The sequence below is a fragment of the Salinisphaera sp. genome, from assembly GCF_002729955.1.
Taxonomy (GTDB): Bacteria; Pseudomonadota; Gammaproteobacteria; order Nevskiales; family Salinisphaeraceae; genus Salinisphaera.
In genome coordinates this window covers 1-19606 of the sequence record NZ_PBYA01000052.1, presented here as the reverse complement: position 1 = coordinate 19606, position 19606 = coordinate 1, and the positions used below count along the sequence as shown (strand labels likewise).

Sequence of the window (19606 nt, the reverse complement as noted above, 5' to 3'; positions counted from 1 at the left end):
AGTTTAGTCCACGCCGTAGTTGGGCGCTTCCTTGACGATATGCACGTCGTGGACGTGCGATTCCTTTACACCGGCCGCGGTGATCTGCACGAACGTCGGCTGGGTGCGCATTTCGCTGATGTTATGGCAGCCGGTATAGCCCATGGCCGCGCGCAGGCCGCCGATGAGCTGGTGGACGATGCCACCCACCGGGCCCTTGTAGGGCACCCGGCCTTCGATGCCTTCCGGCACGAGCTTCTGGATCTCTTCGGAGGGGTCCTGGAAGTAGCGGTCGGCCGAGCCGGAATCGCCGCTCATGGCGCCCAACGAGCCCATGCCGCGATAGGCCTTGTAGGAGCGTCCCTGATACAGCTCGATATCGCCCGGCGCTTCTTCGGTGCCGGCAAACATGCCGCCGATCATCACCGCATAGGCACCCGCGGCAATGGCCTTGGCCACATCGCCGGAATAACGAATGCCGCCATCGGCGATCAAGGGTACGTCGGTGCCTTCCAGCGCGGCGGCCACGTTGGCCACCGCCGAAATCTGCGGCACGCCGATACCGGCCACGATACGCGTGGTGCAGATCGAACCGGGGCCGATGCCCACCTTGACCGCATCCACGCCGGCTTCGACCAGCGCCTTGGCGCCTTCGGCCGTGCCCACGTTGCCGCCGATGATCTGCAGATCGCCAAAGCGCTGCTTGAGCTGGCGCACAGTATCGAGCACGCCGGAGGAATGGCCGTGGGCGGTATCCACCACCACCACGTCGACGCCCGCTTCGGCCAGGGCCTGAACACGGGCAAAGGTTTCCGGGCCGGGGCCGACGGCCGCCCCCACGCGCAGGCTGCCGTGGGCATCCTTGCAGGCGTTGGGAAAGTCGGAGGACTTCTGGATGTCCTTGACGGTGATCATGCCGCGCAGCTCGAAGTCGTCGTTGACGACCAGAACCTTCTCGATACGGTGCTGATGGAACAGCCCCAGGATTTCGTCGCGGTCGGCGCCTTCGCGCACCGTGATCAGCTGCTCCTTGGGCGTCATCACGCTGGTGACCGGGGCATCGAAACGGGTTTCGAAACGCAGATCGCGGCTGGTGACAATACCCACCGGTACACCCTTGTCGACCACCGGCACGCCGGAGATGCGACTGCGACGGGTAAGCTCGAGCACCTCGCGGATGGTGGCATCCGGGCCGGTGGTGATCGGGTCGGAGATTACGCCGGATTCGTATTTCTTGACCGTGCGTACGTGCTGGGCCTGCACTTCCGGCGGCATCGATTTGTGGATGATGCCAATGCCGCCCTCCTGGGCCAGCGCGATCGCGAGACCTGCCTCGGTGACCGTATCCATCGCCGCCGAAATCAGGGGCAGATTCAGCGTGATGTTGCGGGTCAGGCGCGTGGACAGGTCGACGTGGCGCGGCAGTACGTCGGAGTAGGCGGGCTGGAGCAGGACGTCGTCGAACGTCAGGGCTTGCTCGCTGATTCTCAGGGTCATAGGCTCGCCGGCAGTGGGCGGCTTTACGTGACCCGTATCGCCGCCGCAAAGACCGCGCATTATAAAGCAAGACCCGCGCCTTTCATATAAGCCGACGCCGATCGGGGTTGGCCACGGCCGGGCTCTGCGGTGTACTGTCGCAACGGAGTGCGCACGAGGAACCCGCGCCGCTTGGCGCGGTCCATGCCCCAACCCGGATCACCGATATTTCATGAGCCGTCCCGCCTCCGATTCGCGCATCGTATTCAGCGTCAGCGAGTTGAACGCCTCGGTACGCCAGCTGCTGGAACACAGCTACGGCCTGCTCTGGGTGGAGGGCGAAATATCCAACCTGGCGCGCCCGCGCTCGGGGCATCTTTACTTCAGCCTCAAGGACGGCGATGCGCAGGTACGCGCCGCGCTGTTTCGTGGCAAGGCACGCCTGATGCGTACGCCGCTGGCCGACGGCGACCAGGTCCGCGTACGCGCCCGGGTGAGCCTGTATGCCGCCCGCGGCGACTATCAGCTGATCGTCGAGCATGTGGAGCCGGCCGGCGACGGCGCACTGCGGCGTGCCTTCGAACAGCTCAAGACGAAACTCGACGCCGAAGGCCTGTTCGCGGCCGAGCGCAAGCGCGCCCTGCCCGCGGCCCCGGCCCGTATCGGTGTCATCACCTCGGCCACGGGCGCGGCCATTCGCGACGTACTGAGCGTGGTGGCACGCCGCTTCCCGCTGGGCGCGGTACGCGTCTATCCCGTACCGGTGCAGGGTGATGCCGCGCCGCCGGCTATCGTGAAAGCGCTGGCACGGGCCAGCGAACGCGCCGACTGCGACGTGCTGCTGCTGGTACGCGGCGGCGGCTCGCTTGAGGATCTATGGGCATTCAACGACGAGAACGTCGCCCGTGCCATCGTCGCCAGCCGCATACCCGTGGTATCGGGCGTCGGCCACGAGGTCGATGTAACCATCGCCGATTTTGCCGCCGACGTGCGTGCGGCCACGCCCTCGGCCGCGGCCGAACTGGTATGCCCGGATCTGGGCGCGCGCGCGCAGGCGCTGCCGCGGCTGGCCGAGCAGCTCAACCGGCGCATGGAACAGCGTCTGCATCAGGCGCGCCAGCAGCTCGCCGGGCTCGACGCGCGGCTGGCCCGCCAGCATCCGCGCCGCCGCCTGGAAGTGCCCATGCAGCGCCTCGACGTGGCCGACCAGCGCCTTCAGCGCGCGCTTCGCCAGCGCATCGAACAAAGCCGACTGCGTCTTTCCACGCTGACCCAGCGTCTGCAGCGCGCCTCGCCGCAGCGACAGCTCAACACTCAGCAAAACGCCCACGCCGAGCGCGTCAAACGCCTGCGACGGGCCATGCACAGGCATATCGAACAGGCCGACATACGTCTTGCCAACGCGGCCCGCGGCCTGCATGCCGTGAGCCCGCTGCAAACGCTTGAACGCGGGTATGCTATCGCCCGCGATGGACATAATCATGTGCTTCGCTCGGCCGATACAGTCACCACGGGCGATGCGATCCAGGTGACTCTGGCCCGCGGTCGGCTGGATTGCGAGGTTCGTGAAATTCATACCGACCCGGGCACGGGCTTCACCTGAGTCATGCTCACTGCCGGCGCCGCGTGATGCGAGGGGTACGCCGAGGCCGGTTTCCACAACGACCCAATACTAAATCAAGGGGTTATCGATCTATGCAGTTAGCTTCGCACGCCGCGACCCGCGGCCGCTCCATTGCTTTCGCCGTGTGCGTTACGGCGTTATTGCTGCTCGGTGGCTGTGCCACGGGCCCGCGTATCGTCACCCCCGAACCGCCGCCGATTCCCGAGGGCGGCGACGCGGTACCCGAAAACAACGAAATCGTGCTCTCCGACGGCACGCAGATCGTGGCCGACGCGCCCTGGGGCCGTATCAAGATCGAAGCCGGCCCGGGCCTGCGCCGCGTTTATACCTGGCGTGGCAACCGTCGCGGCGTGATTCTGGAACCGCGCAGCGAGCGCTTCGCCGGCAGCATGGGCATTCGTTACGAAGGCCAGCCGCCGGTCTGGGAAGCCGCCGACGGGATCACCAAGGTGGACGTCGAGGAAGGCCAGCGCCGCTTCGAAACCGTGGACGACGCGATGATCTGGATGCAGATCCGTCGGCTGCGCTATGCCTACACCAACGACGGCCTCGTGGTCGGCTGGAAGACCAAGGGCGATACGCTCACGGTCGAAGTCTGGCAGTTCTATATCGACGGCGAGAAGCCCACCACCCTGCCCGGTGCCGACAACACTCGCGTAGCCGTGGGCCCGCTCGAGGTCGTACCCCAGAAGATGAGCCCGCATCTGGTATTCGCGGACGGCCATACCGAGCCCTACAACACCGAAACGGCGGCACAGCATTCGGGTGCCCGCGCCGAGAGCAAGGCCAGCACTTCCACCATCTCCTGTAACTGGTTCCAGCGCACCTTTACGGATTGCAGTGAGCGAGCTGAAGCCGCGGCGAAAGCGAAGGCCCAGGCTGAAGCCGAGGCAAAAGCACAGGCCGAGGCTGCGGCGGCTGCCCAGGCCGAACGCGCTGCCGCCGCCGAGGCGGCGACCCCGGCGGAGCCGGAGTATCCGTCAGCGACGATCAGCGGTAGCACGGTCAATATCCGTGACGGATCAAGCACGAATTCCAAGGTCCTGTTCCAGGCCAAGGAAGGCGACTCGGTCGAGATCCTGAAAGAGGACAAAGGCTGGCGTTACGTGAAGTTCGAAGACGACCGCAAAGGCTGGGTGGCTGACTTCTTGCTCAAGAAATAGCGAGGCAGTCATTGCCCCCGCCGGCAGGGCGTCCGCCCGGCTGGCAGAAAAACCCGCGTCGCGTGACGCGGGTTTTTTTGTGGCGGAATGCTCTGCGATTCGAACGCATGCGATGAGCCACCGTCTCGCTTGCGCACTTGACAGCCGTGCCCATGACGCCAAAGCAGAGAAGAACGCATCACGACTGTCCGTCGCCCTGCGCCTGTGGTCGGTCCACCGGCACACGGCACCGCCACGCGTCCACACCGTGCAAAAAAGGCTTCGCAGAGCGACAAGGCCGCCTATGCCGCCCTTGCGAGCGCCACGCCACGTGCCAGTCGCAAGAGAGGTTTTATCCCGGGCTGTGCGCCCGGCTGGACATGCACAGTTCGCTCAACCGTGCCGCAGCCGGCTGGGCGCGGCACATGATTCACGCGCGCCGGTAATACCGGTCAGGAGCGTTTGCGCTTGCTGCCGCGTTGCACGTAGGGATTATCGCTGTTCTTGAATACCAGATGGATGGGCGTACCGAACAGGTCGAACTTTTCCCGGAACCGACGCATGAGATAGCGCTTGTACTCGTCGGATACACGTTGGGTCTGGTTGCCGTGGATGACGATTGTCGGCGGGTTGCGGCCGCCCTGATGGGCATAGCGCAGTTTGATCCGGCGGCCGTGGATCGCCGGCGGCGAATGGGCTTCGACCGCGTCTTCGAGCGTACGCGAGAGCGCGTTCGTGCTCAGCTCGGCAAATGCGGCCCGATGCGAGGCCTGAATAGCCTCCATGAGATCGCGCAGGCCGGAGCCGTGCAGCGCGGAAATGAACAGCAGCGGCAGATAGTCGAAGGCGCCGATGCGCTTGACCAGTTCGCCGTGCAGCTTTTCGCGCTGTTTTTCTTCGAGGCCATCCCATTTGTTGACCGCGATCACCGCCGCACGGCCGCGCTCGACGGCCATGTTCAACAGGCGGATATCCTGGGTCGACAGGCCGCTCGCGGCATCGAGCATGACGATGACCACCTGCGCGGCTTCCATCGCCTGCATGGCCTTGACCACGCTGACCTTTTCCACGTCGTCATCAATACGCGCACGACGCCGGATGCCGGCGGTGTCGACGATCACATAGGGCTTGTCGTCGAAGCTGAACTCGCTGGCTACCGCGTCGCGGGTCGTCCCCGGCGCGTTCTGGGTGAGCATGCGGGTTTCGCCGAGCAGGCGATTGACCAGCGTGGACTTGCCCGCATTCGGTCGCCCCAGCAGGGCCAGGCGAATGGCGCCGCGATGATGCGGCAATACCTGCGCCCGCGGCGCCGGCAGGTGCTCGAACACGTGCCCCAGTAACAGCGAGATACGATCACCGTGGGTCGCCGAAACCGCCCAGGGGTCGCCAAAGGCCAACGCATGGAATTCGGCGACCGCGCTGGCCCCGATCTGTCCTTCGCTCTTGTTCACCACCACATGAACCGGGCGATCGATACGGCGCAGCTGCTCGGCAATGGTCTCGTCGCCGGCCATCAGCCCCTGGCGCGAGTCGACCACGAACAGCACCACGTCGGCCTCTTCCAGCGCGGCGCGGGTCTGGGCCAAGGCCTGGCTGTCGATGTCCTCGTCGTCCTGGCCGATACCGCCGGTATCCACCACGATATAGCGCTGGCCGTTGTAGGTCGCGAAACCGTAGTGGCGATCGCGGGTCACGCCCGGCTGATCGGCCACCAGGGCATCGCGCGTACGCGTGAGCCGGTTGAACAGCGTGGACTTGCCCACGTTGGGCCGGCCCACCAGCGCAAGCACCGGCAGCACGGTCGGCGCCGGTGTATCGCTGACGTCTTCGAAATCGGGTTCGTCGGTAGTAATGGCTAGCGCTCGTCGCGGGGCGTGAAGCGCAGCGCGGCGACTTCACCATAGGCGCCGACCACGATCACGCGATCGCCCACCACCAGCGGCTGCGAGCGGATCGGTTCCTTGAACGGGCGCCCGCGCGCAATCACGCGGCCGTCGTCGGCCGACAGCCAGTGCACATAGCCGTCGTAATCGCCCACGACCAGATCGCCGGCCAGAAGCGCCGGGCCGGACAGCTTGCGGTATTCCAGGCCGTCCTGCTGCCAGCGTTCGTTGCCGGTCAGCCGATTGACCGCCCAGACCACGCTATCGCGATCCACGGCGTAAATGTTGCGCTCGTCCAGGGCCAGCGCCTTCTCCGAGGCCAGCTCGTGGCGCCAGCGTACGCGCCCCGAGGTGGTGGCCAGCGACGCCAGCTGCCCACCCGCGCTCACGGCATAGAGTTCGTTGTTGACCACGAGCGGATTGGCATCGATATCGACGATGCGCTCGAGTTCGGAACGCCCGCTCGGGAACGCAATCGTCTGCGACCAGCGCTCTTCGCCGGTGGCCAGATCCAGGGCCAGCACGTTGCCGTTGTCCAGGCCTGCATAGACCGTATCGCCCACGATGACCGGTGACGAGGTGCCGCGCAGGGTCAGCGTGGGTACGTTGCGCTCGATGCTCCAGCGGCGCTTGCCGTTGGCCATGTCGAGTGCCACCAGCCGGCCGTCGAGCGTACGCGCCACGGCGATATTGTCGGTCGCGGCCGGGGCCGAGATGATCTCGCTCGACAGGGCCGCGGTCCATTCGCGTTCGCCGGTCTCGGCCGACAGGGCCACCACCTGGCCGTCCCGCGTGCCCAGCAGCAGCAGACCACCCGCCACCGTCGGCCCGGAGATCAGCCGATCGCCGGTGCGTGAACGCCAGATCTTGCGGCCGCTGGCCAGATCGAGCGCCATCACGTAGCCGTCGTTGTTGCCCACGTAAAGGCGTTCGCCGTCGACCACCGGCTCAAAGCCGCTCACGTAGTCGCCGGCGCCCTCGCCTGCGTCGGTCTTCCAGACCGTCTGCATGCGATAGGCGGGCGAGTCCAGCGTGGCCAGCGGTGTCGGCTCGGCCACGTTCGCGCCGCCGCCGCAGGCAGTCAGCACCGCACTGCTCACGGCCAGCACGACGGCCACGCCGGTGGTCTTCAGGAACGTATGGTTTCGATGATTCATGATGAAGCGCTGTTCGAGTCGGTCGGCGCGTCGGCGGCATCGGCCGGCGCGTTGTCGGCAATCTTGGTTTCGAGCGCCCGGGTGGCGATATCCGGCGGCAGGCTTTCCAGGGCAATCCGGTAGGCCTTGTAGGCGCCTTCACGATCGCCCTGCGCGGCCAGAATATCGCCGCGGGTTTCGGCGTAGAGCGCATCGAAGGCCGCAGGATGGTCGGTATCGAGCAGGCTCAGTGCCTCGTCGGGCTTGTCCTGGGTCCACAGCAGGCGCGCAGCGCGTACGCGGGCGATATGCGCCACGCCTTCGTTGGCGGCGTTTTCGCTCACCCACATCAGCTGCTCGCGAGCCTTGTCGTAGTCCTGCTGTTGTACGTACTGGCTGGCCAGACGCATGGCGGCATCGGCGGCATACGGGGGGTTCGCATAGTCGTCTTTCAGGCGTTCGACGGTGTCCAGCGCCTGCTCATTGACGCTGTCGCCGGCCAGTGCCGGTTCGATCTGCTGATAGATATCGGCGGCCTTGACGGCCTGACGATCCTGGTACCACTGCCAGCCCTGCCAGCCGATGATCACCACCAGCCCGAGCACGACCCCGATCACCAGCGCCGACCCGTTGCCCGCCCAGAATTGTTTCAGGCGGCCCATCTCGTCGTTATCGAATTCGGCCATGCGTTGCGCTTTGCTTTGTTATTGATTGGAAAACACGAAGATACAGACTGCGAATCGGCGGCGTCGTTCCCGACTAGCCGGCCAGCAGTGTGGCGATACGTTCGGCGGCGCCGTCGATGGCCACGCGTTCCTGGTCGCGCGCATCGGTGAGCGGCTTGATCTGGATCTCATCGGCTGCGGCCTCGTCGTCGCCGAAGATCAGCGCCAGCGTTGCGCCGCTCTTGTCGGCGCGCTTGAACTGCGACTTCATGCTGCCGCCGCCGGCATGCACCCGCAGGCGCAGATCGGGCAGCGCATCGCGCAGCGCCTCGGCCAGCGCCGGCACGCGCGCGGACGTGGTATCGCCGGTATGGATGAGATAGACCTGCGGTTTGAGGTCGTCCAGCGCGACGTTCTGATCGAGCATGAGCGCGATCAGCCGTTCCACGCCCAGGGCAAAGCCCATGGCCGGGGTCGCGCTGCCGCCCAGCTGTTCCACCAGGCCGTCGAAGCGCCCCCCGGAGCAGACCGCGTCCTGGGCGCCGAGATCGGCGGTGATCCACTCGAACACCGTACGTGTGTAGTAGTCCAGACCGCGTACGAGTCGGGGGTTGATGGTGTAATCGATGCCAAGCGCTTCCAGGCCCTGGCAAAGCCCGTCGAAATGCGCGGTCGACTCGGCACCGAGATACTCGCGCAGCGTCGGTGCATTGGCCACTACGTCGGCCATGGCCGGATTCTTGGTATCCAGGATACGCAGCGGGTTGCGATCCAGGCGGCGCTTGCTGTCTTCGTCGAGCGTATCGAAGTGCTCGCTGAAATAGGCATGCAGCGCGTCGCGATAATCGGCGCGTTCTTCGGGCGTGCCAAGGGTATTGATCTGCAGGCGCATGCCGGTGACGCCGAGCGCGGCGAACAGACGGGCCGCCATTGCGATCTGTTCGATATCCACATCCGGGCCGGTCTGGCCGAAGGCCTCGACGCCGAACTGGTGGAACTGGCGATAGCGCCCCTTCTGGGGGCGCTCGTAGCGAAACATCGGCCCGGTGTACCACAGACGCTGCGTGGCGTTATGCAGCAGGCCATGCTCGATGCCGGCTCGTACCGCGCCGGCGGTGCCTTCCGGTCGCAGCGACAGCGATTCGCCGCCGCGATCCTCGAAGGTGTACATCTCTTTTTCGACGATGTCGGTGACTTCGCCCACCGCCCGCTTGAACAGGCCGGTGCGCTCCATGATGGGCAGCCGGATCTGCTCGTAGCCATAGCCGGCGAACACGCGGGCGGCAACGCGTTCGAGCGTGGCCCAGGCGGCGTTGTCGGCCGGGAGGATGTCGTTCATCCCACGGATGGACTGGATACGCTGGCTCATGGTCGGAACGAACTTCTTAGCTGTCGCGGGCTTCGACGGTCAGTCGGGCGGTGCTGTTACTGGTGGTCTGCGACTTCACGTCGACATCTTCGCCGCCGATCGTCATGGAGACACCCGGGGCATAGCCGAGCGTGATCCGATACGGCGCCTCGCCATCGAACTCGCGGCTGTCGCCGGCATCGTAAATGCCGGTGAGCAGACGCGAACCGTTGGCATCGCGAATATCCACCCAGGAGCGGTCGGTGAAGGTCACCACCAGATGATTGGCGGCCACCTGCGGCTGCGGCGGCGGGGCCTGCTCGCGCTCGCGGCGTTCGGCCTCGCGATCGATGCCGAGCGTGTCGTTGACGTTGCGTCCGCCCATACGCTGACCAGTGCTCGCCCCGCCCGAGGCGCCGGCCCCGTTGCCATTGGCAACCGAACCGTTACCCGTGCTGCCCGTGCCCGGCGATACGCGCAGGCTGGTGCCGGAATCGCGTGAGCTGCGCGGCGTGCCGCCGCCGGTCGCGCTGCTGTTGCCGCTGCCCACGGTCGGGCGCTGGCTGCTATCGGCAATACCGGCGGTGCCGGTGCCGCTGGCGGCGCCGTTCTCGTCCGGCAGATCGGCATCGGGCAAGAAGATGAACACCGCGCCCAGCACCGCCAGCAGCACGACCACGCCGATCGCGCCGAAGGCACGCCAGTTGGGCGGCGTGACGTCCTGCGGCACCACTTCCACCGCGGCCGGCTGGGCCGTGGCCGATGAGGTTTTCTTGCCGCCCCAGGCAGCATAGGCGGCCATCATGCGCTCGGTGTCGATATCCAGCACCTTGGCGCACTGGCGATAGTAGCCGCCGGCGAAGATGGGCTGCGAGAGCTCGTCGAACTGGTTGTTTTCCAGGGCATGGACGGCTTTTTCGGACAGCTTGGTCTCGGCGCAGAGGTCCTCTACGGACCAGTCGTGGGCGAGACGTCCTTCGCGCAGAATCTCGCCCGGCGATTGCATGTCCGAACGGCTGCGGCCGGGGCGCTCGCCCGGTTTTTCTTCGGAAGACTGTGTCGATTCGTTCATCAGCGCGATTGCTCCAGTTGGCGCAGCGACAACGTCGCACTCGGTTCGCGGGCATTATGGCGCTCGAGATAGGCCGCCGCCGCGTCGCGATCGCCCAGCGCGAGTTCGATGCGCGCGGCCAGCAGAAGCTGGTCGGCATCGAGCTGGGCGACGCCGTCGGCGCGCTCGTTGAAAGCCCGGGCACGCAGGAAATCACCCTGCTCGAATTGCAGACGCGACATGCCGGTGAGCGCCGTCAGCTGCGTTGAATCCATGGCCAGCGCCTGGCGATAGTGCTGCTCGGCGGGCTGGGCCTGGCCGGCACGGTGCAGGCACAGGCCGGCGTTGGCCATGGCATCCGCCCGCCCCGGATAGCGTTCGTCGCTTGCCGAGCGCTCGAAATAACGAACGGCGCGCTCGACATCGCCCTCCTTGCACAGGAACGCGGCATAGCTGTTGTAGATCGCCGCGTTCGGCTGCAGGCCGAGCGTTTTTTCGTAGTAGCGCTTAGCGTCCTCGTCTTCGCCCAATCGGTCGCTGACGATGGCCATGCCCCAGTTCGCCGTAGTGTTGCTGCTGTCGTAATCCAGGGCACGGCGAAAGCGCGACAGGGCGTTTTCGTTGTCCTGCTTGCGCAGAAAATCGGCGCCAAGGCTGGCATTGGCTTCGGCGGCGCGTTGGTTGTCGACCGCGTTGGCGCCCCCGGCACAGCCGGCCACCGCCACGAGCACGGACAGCAGCGCGATAACCGCCCCCCAACGCAGACTCCTCATACCGGTGTGGCCCGCTTGCTCTCGACCCTGATCGGCACGTCGCGAAAATGGCGCTTCTGCTTGCTGCGTACGCGCCCGACCAGCTGGCCGCAGGCGGCATCGATATCGTCGCCGCGGGTACGCCGCACCGTGGTACGCAGACCCTTGTTGTGCAGAATGTCCTGAAACTGGCGGATACGCGCTTCGTCGGGCCGGCTGTAGCCGCTGCCCTCGAAGGCATTGAAGGGAATGAGGTTGATCTTGGCCGGCCGGTCGGCCAGCAGTTTGACCAGCCCGCGTGCCTGCTCGGGGTTGTCGTTCACGCCGTTGAGCAGCACGTACTCGTAGACCACGTGGGCACGCCGCTGCTTGCCTTCCACGTAGCGATCGCAGGCACCCATGAGTTCGGCCAACGGGTACTTGCGGTTGATCGGCACGAGTTCGTCGCGCAGCGCATCGGTAGGCGCATGCAACGACACGGCCAGGGCAACATCGACTTCTTCGCGCAGACGATCCATGAACGGAACCATACCCGAAGTCGAGACCGTAACCCGGCGTTTCGACAGGCCGAAGCCGTAATCGTCGAGCAGGATACGAATCGCCGGCACCACCGCACGGTAGTTGGCCAACGGCTCGCCCATGCCCATGAACACGATATTCGACAGCGCCCGTTCGCCGTGGACCATGCCCTGAGCACGCAGGTCGTGCTCGGCCATCCAGACCTGGCCGACGATCTCGGCCGTGGTCAGGTTGCGGTTCAGGCCCTGCTTGCCGGTGGCACAGAACGAGCAGTCGAGCGCGCAGCCGATCTGCGACGAGATACACAGCGTCGCGCGGTCGGCTTCCGGAATATAGACCGCCTCAATGGCGTTGTCCGGATCCAGATCCTCGGTGACTGCAAGCAGCCACTTGCGGGTGCCGTCGCTGGCTTTCTGTTCGCGGATCTTGGCCGGGGGGCGAATCTCGGCGATGTCGGGCAGACGCTCTCGCAGCGCCTTGGACAGATCCGTCATCGCCGAGAAATCGGTCACGCCGCGGGCATAGATCCACTGCATGACCTGCTTGGCCCGAAACGCGGATTCGCCATGCTCACGAAAAAACGCCGACATGGCCTCGCGATCCAGGCCGAACAGGTTCACACGCGCGGTCTTTGCCGGCGTCGTGGCGGTGTCGGTGGTGTCGCTGACGGTCGTGCTCATGAGCGAATCGCGCGGTTGCGAACTAGCGCGGGCAGAGGCCGTCCTGCCCGAAGAAGAACTCGATTTCCTGCTTGGCGGTTTCCGGCGCGTCCGAGCCATGCACGGCGTTGGCATCGATGGACTCGGCGAAATCACCACGGATGGTGCCGGCTTCGGCTTCCTTGGGGTTGGTCGCGCCCATCAGGTCACGGTTCTTGGCGATGGCGTTCTCGCCCTCGAGCGCCTGCACCATGACCGGGCCGGAGATCATGAACGACACCAGATCGTTGAAGAAACCACGCTCGGAGTGCACGGCATAGAACTTTTCTGCGTCCTCACGGGACAGCTGCACCATACGCGCGCCAATAATGCGCAGGTCGGCCTTCTCGAAACGGCTGAGGATTTCGCCGATTACGTTCTTGGCGACGGCATCGGGCTTGATGATGGACAGGGTGCGCTCAACGGCCATGGGTTCTCCCTAATGGAACTACGAATTCGATTAAAAACGTCGCCCCAGCAATGCGCTGGTGCGAAAGCTAACCTCCCATTGTAGCGTTTCGAAGCGCGGCTTGTCAGGAACGCCGCGTTCGTGGCGCTATACCGTGAACGACTCGCCGCAGCCGCAGGCGTTCTTGGCGTGGGGATTCTCGAATCGAAACATGCGGTTGAGACCTTCCGACCGGAAATCCAGCGTGGTGCCCTTGAGCACCGCCATATGCTTGCGATTGACCACCACCTTGGCGCCGTAGCCTTCGAAGACGTCGTCCTCGGCGCCAATTTCGTCGGCATAGTCCATGGTGTACATATAACCGCTGCAGCCGGACTTGCGCACGCCCACGCGCAGCCCGATCCCGCTGCCACGCTTGGACAGCTGGCTCTTGATGCGCTCGGCCGCGGCCGGCGTCAGGGTTATCTCTTCGGGTTCGACTAGCGTTTCACTCATGAGCTCATCATCCCAGATAAACGAAGCATTGTTCTAGGCCCCCCAGTCCGTGAGCGCGGCCTCGAGTGCATCCAGCACCAGTAGCGCCGCATAGCGCTCGGCCGGGGCCAGGCCCAGGGCCTGTTCGAAATCCCTGCTTGTGAGACTTCGTGCCCTCTCGATCGTTCGGCCCTGCAACCGTTCGCAGGCCCAGTCCGCACAGGCGATCGCCACCGGCGGGCCGAACACGGCGAACGCCGCCTGTGCAATATGTTTCGAGCCCGCCTCGGCTTGCGCTGCCAGATAAAGATGACAACGAGCATCGGCTGCCGGCGTATCGGCAAACCCCGAACCTTGCCATTGCATGATGGCACAATCTGCGAGTGCGTGCTGCGGCCGCAAAAACCGCGCCTGCCAGACCGGCGCCGACGCCTGCGTCATGCCGCACTGGCGATACGCCGAAGACGTACCACCTCGTCGATGAACCGGCTCGCGGCGGCCTCGATCTGTGCCCGCGTGGTCGATGCGCCGAGCGAGAAACGAATACTCGCCCCGGCCTCGCGCGGGCTACGCCCCATTGCGCGTAGCACGTACGACGACTGGCCCTTGGCCGCGCTGCAGGCCGCCCCGGAGGACACCGCCAGCGCGGGCATGCCTTCGGTCAGCCCCATGAGCAGCGCATCCCCATGCACACCGGCAACGCTGACGTTGAGAAAGGCTGCCGCCGTATGCGCCGGCGCACCGTTGCGCACGACGTTATCAACGCCGACAAGCGCCTCGGCCAGATGTTCGCGCAGCACTGCCAGCCGTTTTTGTTCGCTGTCGCGGATGGCCGCCACATGCGCCGCCGCCGCGCCGAATCCGGCGATCTGATGCGTGGCCAGCGTGCCGGAACGCAGGCCGCGCTGCTGGCCGCCGCCGTGCAGCTGTGCCGCCAGACCGGTACGCGGGCGTACATACAACGCGCCGATACCCTTGGGCCCGCCGATCTTGTGCGCCGACAGCGAAAGCAGCGCGATATTCATCGCCTGCACATCGATCGGCAGCCGGCCGAGGCTCTGGGCCGCATCCACGTGCAGAGGCACACCGTGCGCGCTACAGCGTTCGCCCACGGCGGCGATATCCTGAATCGCCCCGGTTTCGTTATTCACGTGCATGATGGAAACGAGCGTTGCGTCGTCTTCCAGCGCTGCCTCGAGCGCGTCCAGATCGATACGGCCGTCGCCCTGAACTGCCAGCCGCGTGACCCGCACGCCCTGTTTTTCCAGCCAGTCGAGCGTATCGAGGGTGGCGCTGTGCTCGGTCACCACGCTCACGATATGCGTGCCGGCGCCGACAAAGCCGGCCATACCCTTGAGCGCGAGGTTGATCGACTCGGTGGCCCCCGACGTCCAGACCAGATTTCGGGCCTGCGTATTGATCAGCCCCGCCACTTCTTCGGCCGCGGTATCGATCAGTCCCGCCGCCGCGCGGCCCGGGCCGTGTGGCGAGGCCGGATTGGCGTCGGTCGCCACCAGCGCCTGCTGCATGGCTTCGATCACGCCCGGCGCCAGCGGGCTGGTGGCGGCATAATCGAGATAGATTGTGGAATCCGCGGCGCTCATCCCAGCACGGATGCGCTGATACGCCCCGGCATGGCGCCGCCACCGTCCGACAAACGGCCGAGCGCGAGCAGAAACTGCTGAATTTCTTCCAGCGTGTTCTGCGGCCCCAGGCTCACACGTATCGCGCCCTGGGCTACATCCGGCGCAATGCCCATCGCCAGCAGTACCGGGCTGGGCTCGCCGGTGCCGGCCGCACAGGCCGAGCCGGAAGACACCGCGATATCCTCGCGGTCGAGCAGCATGAGCAGCCCCTCGCCGTCGTAGCCGGCCACCGCGAACTGGCTGGTGTTCGGCAGCCGTTCGGCTTCGGCCGAAAACCGGGTAATGCCGGGCATGGCATCGAGCCCGATTTCCAGTTGTTCGCGCAGATCACGCATATGCCGGATTTCGGCATCGCGCTGGTTCAGCAGTCGTGCTGCGGCCGCGCCAAAGCCGACGATGCCGGCCACGTTGTAGCTGCCGGAGCGCAGCCCCTGCTCGTGCCCGCCGCCGTGAACGAGCGGCGCCATGTCCATATGCTTGTCCACGATCAGCGCGCCCACGCCCTTGGGACCCTGGATCTTGTGCGACGACAGGCTCGCGCAGTGCGCGCCGCTGGCGGCAAAGTCGAAGTCCAGCTTGCCCATGGCCTGTACGGCATCGGTATGCAGCCAGGCGCCGGCTGCCCGAACGGCACGCGCGATCGCAGGCAGATCCTGGAGCACGCCGGTTTCGTTATTCGCCACCATGATCGACACCAGCGCGACATCGCCTACCTCGAGCTGGCGCTGCAGGTCCGCGAGGTCGACCCGCCCCTGACTATCGACCGCGACCCGATCGATACGCCAGCCGTCGCGTTCCAGCGCGCCGGCCGCATCGGTGATCGCGGGGTGCTCGATGGGCGAAATCAGCATTCGTCCCGGCGCACGCATGGCCGCGACGCCCTTGAGCGCCATGTTGTCGGCCTCGGTGCCGCCGGCCGTGAAGATGACCTGGGACGGATGCGCATTCACGCAATCGGCGACCTGGCCCCGGGCGGTATCGATGGCGGCCCGGGCTTCACGCCCGGCGCGGTGCAGCGACGAGGCGTTGCCGTGGCGCTCGGTCAGCCACGGCCGCATGGCCTCGAACACGTCGGGATGCAGGGGCGTGGTCGCGTTGTGGTCGAAATAAATCGTCATGGCAAACTCGCGGCCTCTGCCGCGCTTGGACGAAAACGTCGGCCGCGCTCAGACCTTGTCTGTCTGACGCTCGGCGAGCTGCTCGGACAGACGCTTGGTCAACGATTCCAGCTCGTCCTGGCGACGCTCGAGCGAATCGATATGGTCGAGCATGGCATCGATGCCGGTGGCGACCGGGTCGGGCATGTCCTGGGATACGCCGTAGGTAGAAAAGCCGATTCGATCCGCCGTTTCCCGTCGCCGGTCGGCCGGCGTGGCGTTCTTGCACTTGACCAGCTTGGCGGGCACACCCACCGCGGTGCAGCCGGGCGGCACTTCCTTGACCACCACCGCGTTCGAGCCGATACGGGCGCCCTTGCCCACCGTGAACGGGCCCAGCACCTTGGCGCCGGCGCCGACCACCACATCGTTTTCGAGCGTGGGATGGCGCTTGCCGGGGTTCCAGCTCGTACCACCCAGAGTCACGCCCTGATAAAGGGTGACGTCGTCGCCAATGATCGTGGTTTCGCCGATGACCACGCCAAAGCCGTGGTCGATGAAGAAACGCCGGCCAATGGTCACGCCCGGATGAATCTCGATGCCGGTCAGCCAGCGCGAGATATGCGATACGAAGCGCCCCAGCCAGGTCAGCCGATGCGTCCAGCACCAGTGGGCCAGCCGATGCCACCAAAGCGCATGCAGGCCCGGATAGGAAAAGATTACTTCCCACACGCTGCGCGCGGCCGGGTCGCGCTCGAAGATGGTGTGGATGTCCTCACGCATGCGCGAGATCATGAGGTGCTCCGCGCGTCGCCGCGCATGCGCGTGTGTTGATGTCGATGCATGCCGATATCCTCGTGCCGTCGAGCGTTATGCCTGCAATAGGCACTATTTCGGGTTTATCCGCTACGGATCAAGTGCCGAATCGTCTTCGCGGTCATTGTCGTTACCCGGCGCGCCGCGCAGCGGGCGTCGACGCGGGTCCAGCGAGCGCAGTGCGCCGCGCAGAATATTCACCTCGATACGGTCCGGCGCCGCGCGATTGAACAGTCGGCGCAGACGGCGCATGAGATGCCCCGGATTCTCCGTGTCCAGAAAACCGCTGGCGCCGAGCACGTCCTGCCAGTGGCCGAAAAGCCCCTCCATATCCGCGGTGGTCACCGGTTCGTGCGCCGGCTCGGCTTCGGGCGCATCGCCGGCGGCCATGCGCAGCTCGTAGGCCACCACCTGCACCGCCGCCGCCAGATTGAGCGAGCGATACTCGGGGTTGGTCGGCACCTGCAGGTGGAGCTGGCACAGATCCAGCTCGGCGTTTTCCAGCCCGCTGCGCTCACGCCCGAACACCAGCGCCACGTTCTGATCCTGGGCCAGCTCGATCGCCCGCGCCGCCGCGCTGCGGGCATCCACCAGCGGCCAGTGCATATGTCGCCGGCGCGCGCTCGCGCCGATCGCCAGCGTACAGTCGCCGATCGCCTCTTCCAGCGTGTCGTACACGCGGGCGGCCTCGAGCACGTCATCCGCGCCGGAGGCCCGGGCCAGCGCTTCGGGATCGGGGTAACGCTCAGGCGCGACCAACGCTAGGTCGTGCAGGCCCATCACCTTCATCGCGCGCGCCGCCGCCCCGATATTGCCCGGATGCTGGGCGCCGACCAGCACGATACGCAGACGCGCCAGACAAGATTCATCGAATACGGGGGATGATGGTGCGGTCACCGGGTCGCTCATGGTCGACTCTCGTATCAATACGGCGTGCAGATGGTACGCTACCCGGCTTTTCATGGCTCGCCCGGCCCGATCGCGCCGGGTTCGATAAGGACTGTCCGATGCAACCGTTGACCAATGTCGCCGTTACCGCCGCCCGCCGGGCCGGCGGCGTGATTCTGGAATACTACCGACGCGGCGATACCGGCGAAGTCACGGCCAAGAGCGGCCGCAACGATTTCGTGACCGAGGCCGACCAGCGCGCCGAAAACACGATCATCGATACCATCAGCCGTGCCTACCCGGACCATGCCTTCATGGCCGAGGAATCCGGCGAAACCGGCGGCGAGTCCGATACCGTCTGGATCATCGACCCGATCGATGGCACCGCCAACTTTATGGCCGGCATCCCGCATTTCTGTGTATCGATTGCCTGCCAGATCAACGGCGTGATCGAACACGCAGTGATCTACGACCCGGTCAAGGACGAGCTGTTCACGGCCGATCGCGGCGCGGGTGCCAGCCTGGACGGCAAGCGTATTCGCGTGACCCGCACCACGCGCCTGCGCCAGGCCCTGCTCGCCACCGGCTTTGCCTATCGCAAGAAGCAGGACATCGCCACCCATATGCCGGTGTTCAACCGCCTGCTCTCCTCAAGCGCGGATATTCGTCGCGCCGGCTCCGCCGCGCTCGACCTGGCCTATGTCGCGGCCGGTCGCCTGGACGGCTTCTGGGAAATGGGCCTCGCGCCCTGGGACATGGCCGCCGGCCTGCTGCTGGTACGCGGCGCGGGCGGCATCGCCGGCGATATCAAGGATCAGGACCCGCTGAAAACCGGCAACGTAATCGCCGCCAACCCGAAGCTGTATCCGCAGCTGATCGAAAAGATCGAGCGTACGCCGCAGGGTGGCAGCTAGCTCGATAGTCTCGACGAGCGCATGATCGAACGTGGTTTAACAACACGGAGGCGGGACATGCGTTTCGGCTTTCTTATCTTCGACGGCGTGGAAGAACTGGACCTGCTCGGCCCGTGGGAACTCGTGGGCGTATGGGCCGAATACTTCGACGGCCCGGACGAACGTCTCCTCGTGGCCACCCAACCCGGCCCGGTTCGTTGCGCCAAGGGTCTGACGCTCACAGCCGACGTCTGCTTCGCAGAGTGCCCGGCGCTCGACGTACTGCTGGTGCCCGGCGGACGCGGTACGCGCCGGGTGGTCGACGAAGCCGCGACCATCGCCTTCATCAGCGAATGTGCGAGCCAATGCCAAGCGTTGCTTTCGGTGTGTACCGGCGCCTTCCTGCTTCACCGGGCCGGCGTACTCACCGGCCAACCCGCAACCACGCATTGGGCATCACTCGATCGTCTGCGCGCGCTCGGGGACGTGGCTGTTCACGAAACACGGTTCACCCACACGGGACACATCTGGACCTCCGCCGGGGTGTCGGCCGGCATGGACATGACGCTGGCCTTCATCGCCGACACCGCCGGTGAACGCACGGCCGGCGAAGTGCAGCGCTGGGCCGAGTATTATCCGCACGATCGTCGTTACGGGGATGCGCATCTCGCCGATGGGGTGCCGCGCTACGTTAACGAGCCGCCTGTCTCCCGCTGAGAAAACCCGACCGGCGGACCTGGCGAAATCATCGAAGGCCGCATAGGTTGTGCATCGAGATCAATTTAGCGAGCGGGCGGCGAATCGACCGATCGGGCAGCATTCCCTGTTGGATTACGCTGCGCCAATCCAGTCTACGCCCTAATCCGGCCTACAAAAGCCGAGACCTTGAGCGAGCGATAGCGAGCTTGTCTGTATTGGGCCCCTTGGGCGCAGCGCCGAGCAGCGCAGCCGGCAAGCGGAAGAAGACGGCCGGATGTTTGAGCGCAGCGAGTTTCCGGCCGTCCCGCTTGCCGGCTGCGATGGGAGGGCATCGGCGCGAAGCGCCGACGCAAGACAGGGTGTCCTTTGCTTTGGTTACTTTCATTTGGACAAGCAAATGAAAGTCACTCG

The 19606-nt window shown here is 65.6% G+C and carries 19 protein-coding genes; 4 read left to right on the top strand and 15 right to left on the bottom strand.

Going from position 1 to position 19606, the window contains the following annotated elements:
- Positions 1–3 precede the first annotated feature (3 nt).
- Positions 4–1470: an IMP dehydrogenase gene (gene guaB, locus CMN27_RS14540; RefSeq protein WP_366515463.1), complete on the bottom strand. Its 1467-nt coding sequence runs from the start codon at positions 1468–1470 to the stop codon at positions 4–6.
- Positions 1471–1687: 217 nt separating this feature from the next.
- Here guaB and xseA point away from each other — a divergent pair, with 217 nt between their 5' ends.
- On the top strand, positions 1688–3058 hold the full coding sequence (gene xseA / locus CMN27_RS14535; protein ID WP_293627565.1) for an exodeoxyribonuclease VII large subunit: 1371 nt from the start codon (positions 1688–1690) through the stop codon (positions 3056–3058).
- Between the two features lie 92 nt (positions 3059–3150).
- Positions 3151–4242, top strand: coding sequence for an SH3 domain-containing protein (locus CMN27_RS14530; RefSeq protein ID WP_293627563.1), 1092 nt, complete (start codon positions 3151–3153; stop codon positions 4240–4242).
- A gap of 431 nt (positions 4243–4673) precedes the next feature.
- Here CMN27_RS14530 and der read toward each other — a convergent pair whose 3' ends face one another.
- From der to CMN27_RS14460, 14 genes are all read right to left on the bottom strand, one after another.
- Positions 4674–6020 (bottom strand): ribosome biogenesis GTPase Der, encoded by a 1347-nt coding sequence (gene der / locus CMN27_RS14525; protein ID WP_293627561.1) that lies wholly within the window; start codon positions 6018–6020, stop codon positions 4674–4676.
- A gap of 56 nt (positions 6021–6076) precedes the next feature.
- Positions 6077–7261, bottom strand: a complete 1185-nt coding sequence (gene bamB / locus CMN27_RS14520; RefSeq protein ID WP_293627559.1) for an outer membrane protein assembly factor BamB — start codon at positions 7259–7261, stop codon at positions 6077–6079.
- Entirely contained in the window at positions 7258–7926 is a 669-nt protein-coding gene (locus tag CMN27_RS14515; RefSeq protein WP_293627557.1) for a tetratricopeptide repeat protein, read from the bottom strand. Before CMN27_RS14515 ends, bamB begins: the two co-directional genes overlap by 4 nt.
- A gap of 73 nt (positions 7927–7999) precedes the next feature.
- Positions 8000–9274 carry a histidine--tRNA ligase gene (gene hisS / locus CMN27_RS14510; protein WP_293627555.1) on the bottom strand — a complete coding sequence of 425 codons (1275 nt, stop codon included), beginning with the start codon at positions 9272–9274 and terminating at the stop codon, positions 8000–8002.
- Between the two features lie 16 nt (positions 9275–9290).
- Positions 9291–10325: a RodZ domain-containing protein gene (locus CMN27_RS14505; RefSeq protein ID WP_293627553.1), complete on the bottom strand. Its 1035-nt coding sequence runs from the start codon at positions 10323–10325 to the stop codon at positions 9291–9293.
- On the bottom strand, positions 10325–11077 hold the full coding sequence (gene pilW / locus CMN27_RS14500; protein WP_293627551.1) for a type IV pilus biogenesis/stability protein PilW: 753 nt from the start codon (positions 11075–11077) through the stop codon (positions 10325–10327). The genes CMN27_RS14505 and pilW overlap by 1 nt, the downstream gene beginning before the upstream one ends.
- Positions 11074–12255, bottom strand: a complete 1182-nt coding sequence (gene rlmN, locus CMN27_RS14495; protein WP_293627550.1) for a 23S rRNA (adenine(2503)-C(2))-methyltransferase RlmN — start codon at positions 12253–12255, stop codon at positions 11074–11076. The genes pilW and rlmN overlap by 4 nt, the downstream gene beginning before the upstream one ends.
- A gap of 22 nt (positions 12256–12277) precedes the next feature.
- Positions 12278–12703, bottom strand: a complete 426-nt coding sequence (gene ndk / locus CMN27_RS14490; protein WP_293627549.1) for a nucleoside-diphosphate kinase — start codon at positions 12701–12703, stop codon at positions 12278–12280.
- 126 nt (positions 12704–12829) lie between these two features.
- On the bottom strand, positions 12830–13177 hold the full coding sequence (locus CMN27_RS14485) for an iron-sulfur cluster assembly accessory protein (protein WP_293627548.1): 348 nt from the start codon (positions 13175–13177) through the stop codon (positions 12830–12832).
- 33 nt (positions 13178–13210) lie between these two features.
- A complete protein-coding gene (locus tag CMN27_RS14480; protein WP_293627547.1) occupies positions 13211–13522 on the bottom strand; it encodes an iron-sulfur cluster assembly scaffold protein in 312 nt (103 codons plus the stop codon).
- Positions 13523–13593: 71 nt separating this feature from the next.
- Positions 13594–14760, bottom strand: coding sequence for a cysteine desulfurase family protein (locus tag CMN27_RS14475; RefSeq protein WP_293627546.1), 1167 nt, complete (start codon positions 14758–14760; stop codon positions 13594–13596).
- The gene (locus CMN27_RS14470) at positions 14757–15920 is read right to left on the bottom strand and encodes a cysteine desulfurase family protein (protein WP_293627545.1); all 1164 of its coding nucleotides are present in this window, start codon (positions 15918–15920) and stop codon (positions 14757–14759) included. The genes CMN27_RS14475 and CMN27_RS14470 overlap by 4 nt, the downstream gene beginning before the upstream one ends.
- A gap of 48 nt (positions 15921–15968) precedes the next feature.
- Entirely contained in the window at positions 15969–16694 is a 726-nt protein-coding gene (cysE, locus tag CMN27_RS14465; RefSeq protein ID WP_293627544.1) for a serine O-acetyltransferase, read from the bottom strand.
- A gap of 111 nt (positions 16695–16805) precedes the next feature.
- Positions 16806–17624 carry an RNA methyltransferase gene (locus tag CMN27_RS14460; protein WP_293627543.1) on the bottom strand — a complete coding sequence of 273 codons (819 nt, stop codon included), beginning with the start codon at positions 17622–17624 and terminating at the stop codon, positions 16806–16808.
- 98 nt (positions 17625–17722) lie between these two features.
- Here CMN27_RS14460 and CMN27_RS14455 point away from each other — a divergent pair, with 98 nt between their 5' ends.
- Both CMN27_RS14455 and CMN27_RS14450 read left to right on the top strand, forming a co-directional pair.
- Positions 17723–18517, top strand: a complete 795-nt coding sequence (locus tag CMN27_RS14455; protein ID WP_293627542.1) for an inositol monophosphatase family protein — start codon at positions 17723–17725, stop codon at positions 18515–18517.
- A gap of 57 nt (positions 18518–18574) precedes the next feature.
- A complete protein-coding gene (locus CMN27_RS14450; RefSeq protein ID WP_293627541.1) occupies positions 18575–19213 on the top strand; it encodes a DJ-1/PfpI family protein in 639 nt (212 codons plus the stop codon).
- The last annotated feature ends 393 nt before the right edge of the window (positions 19214–19606 follow it).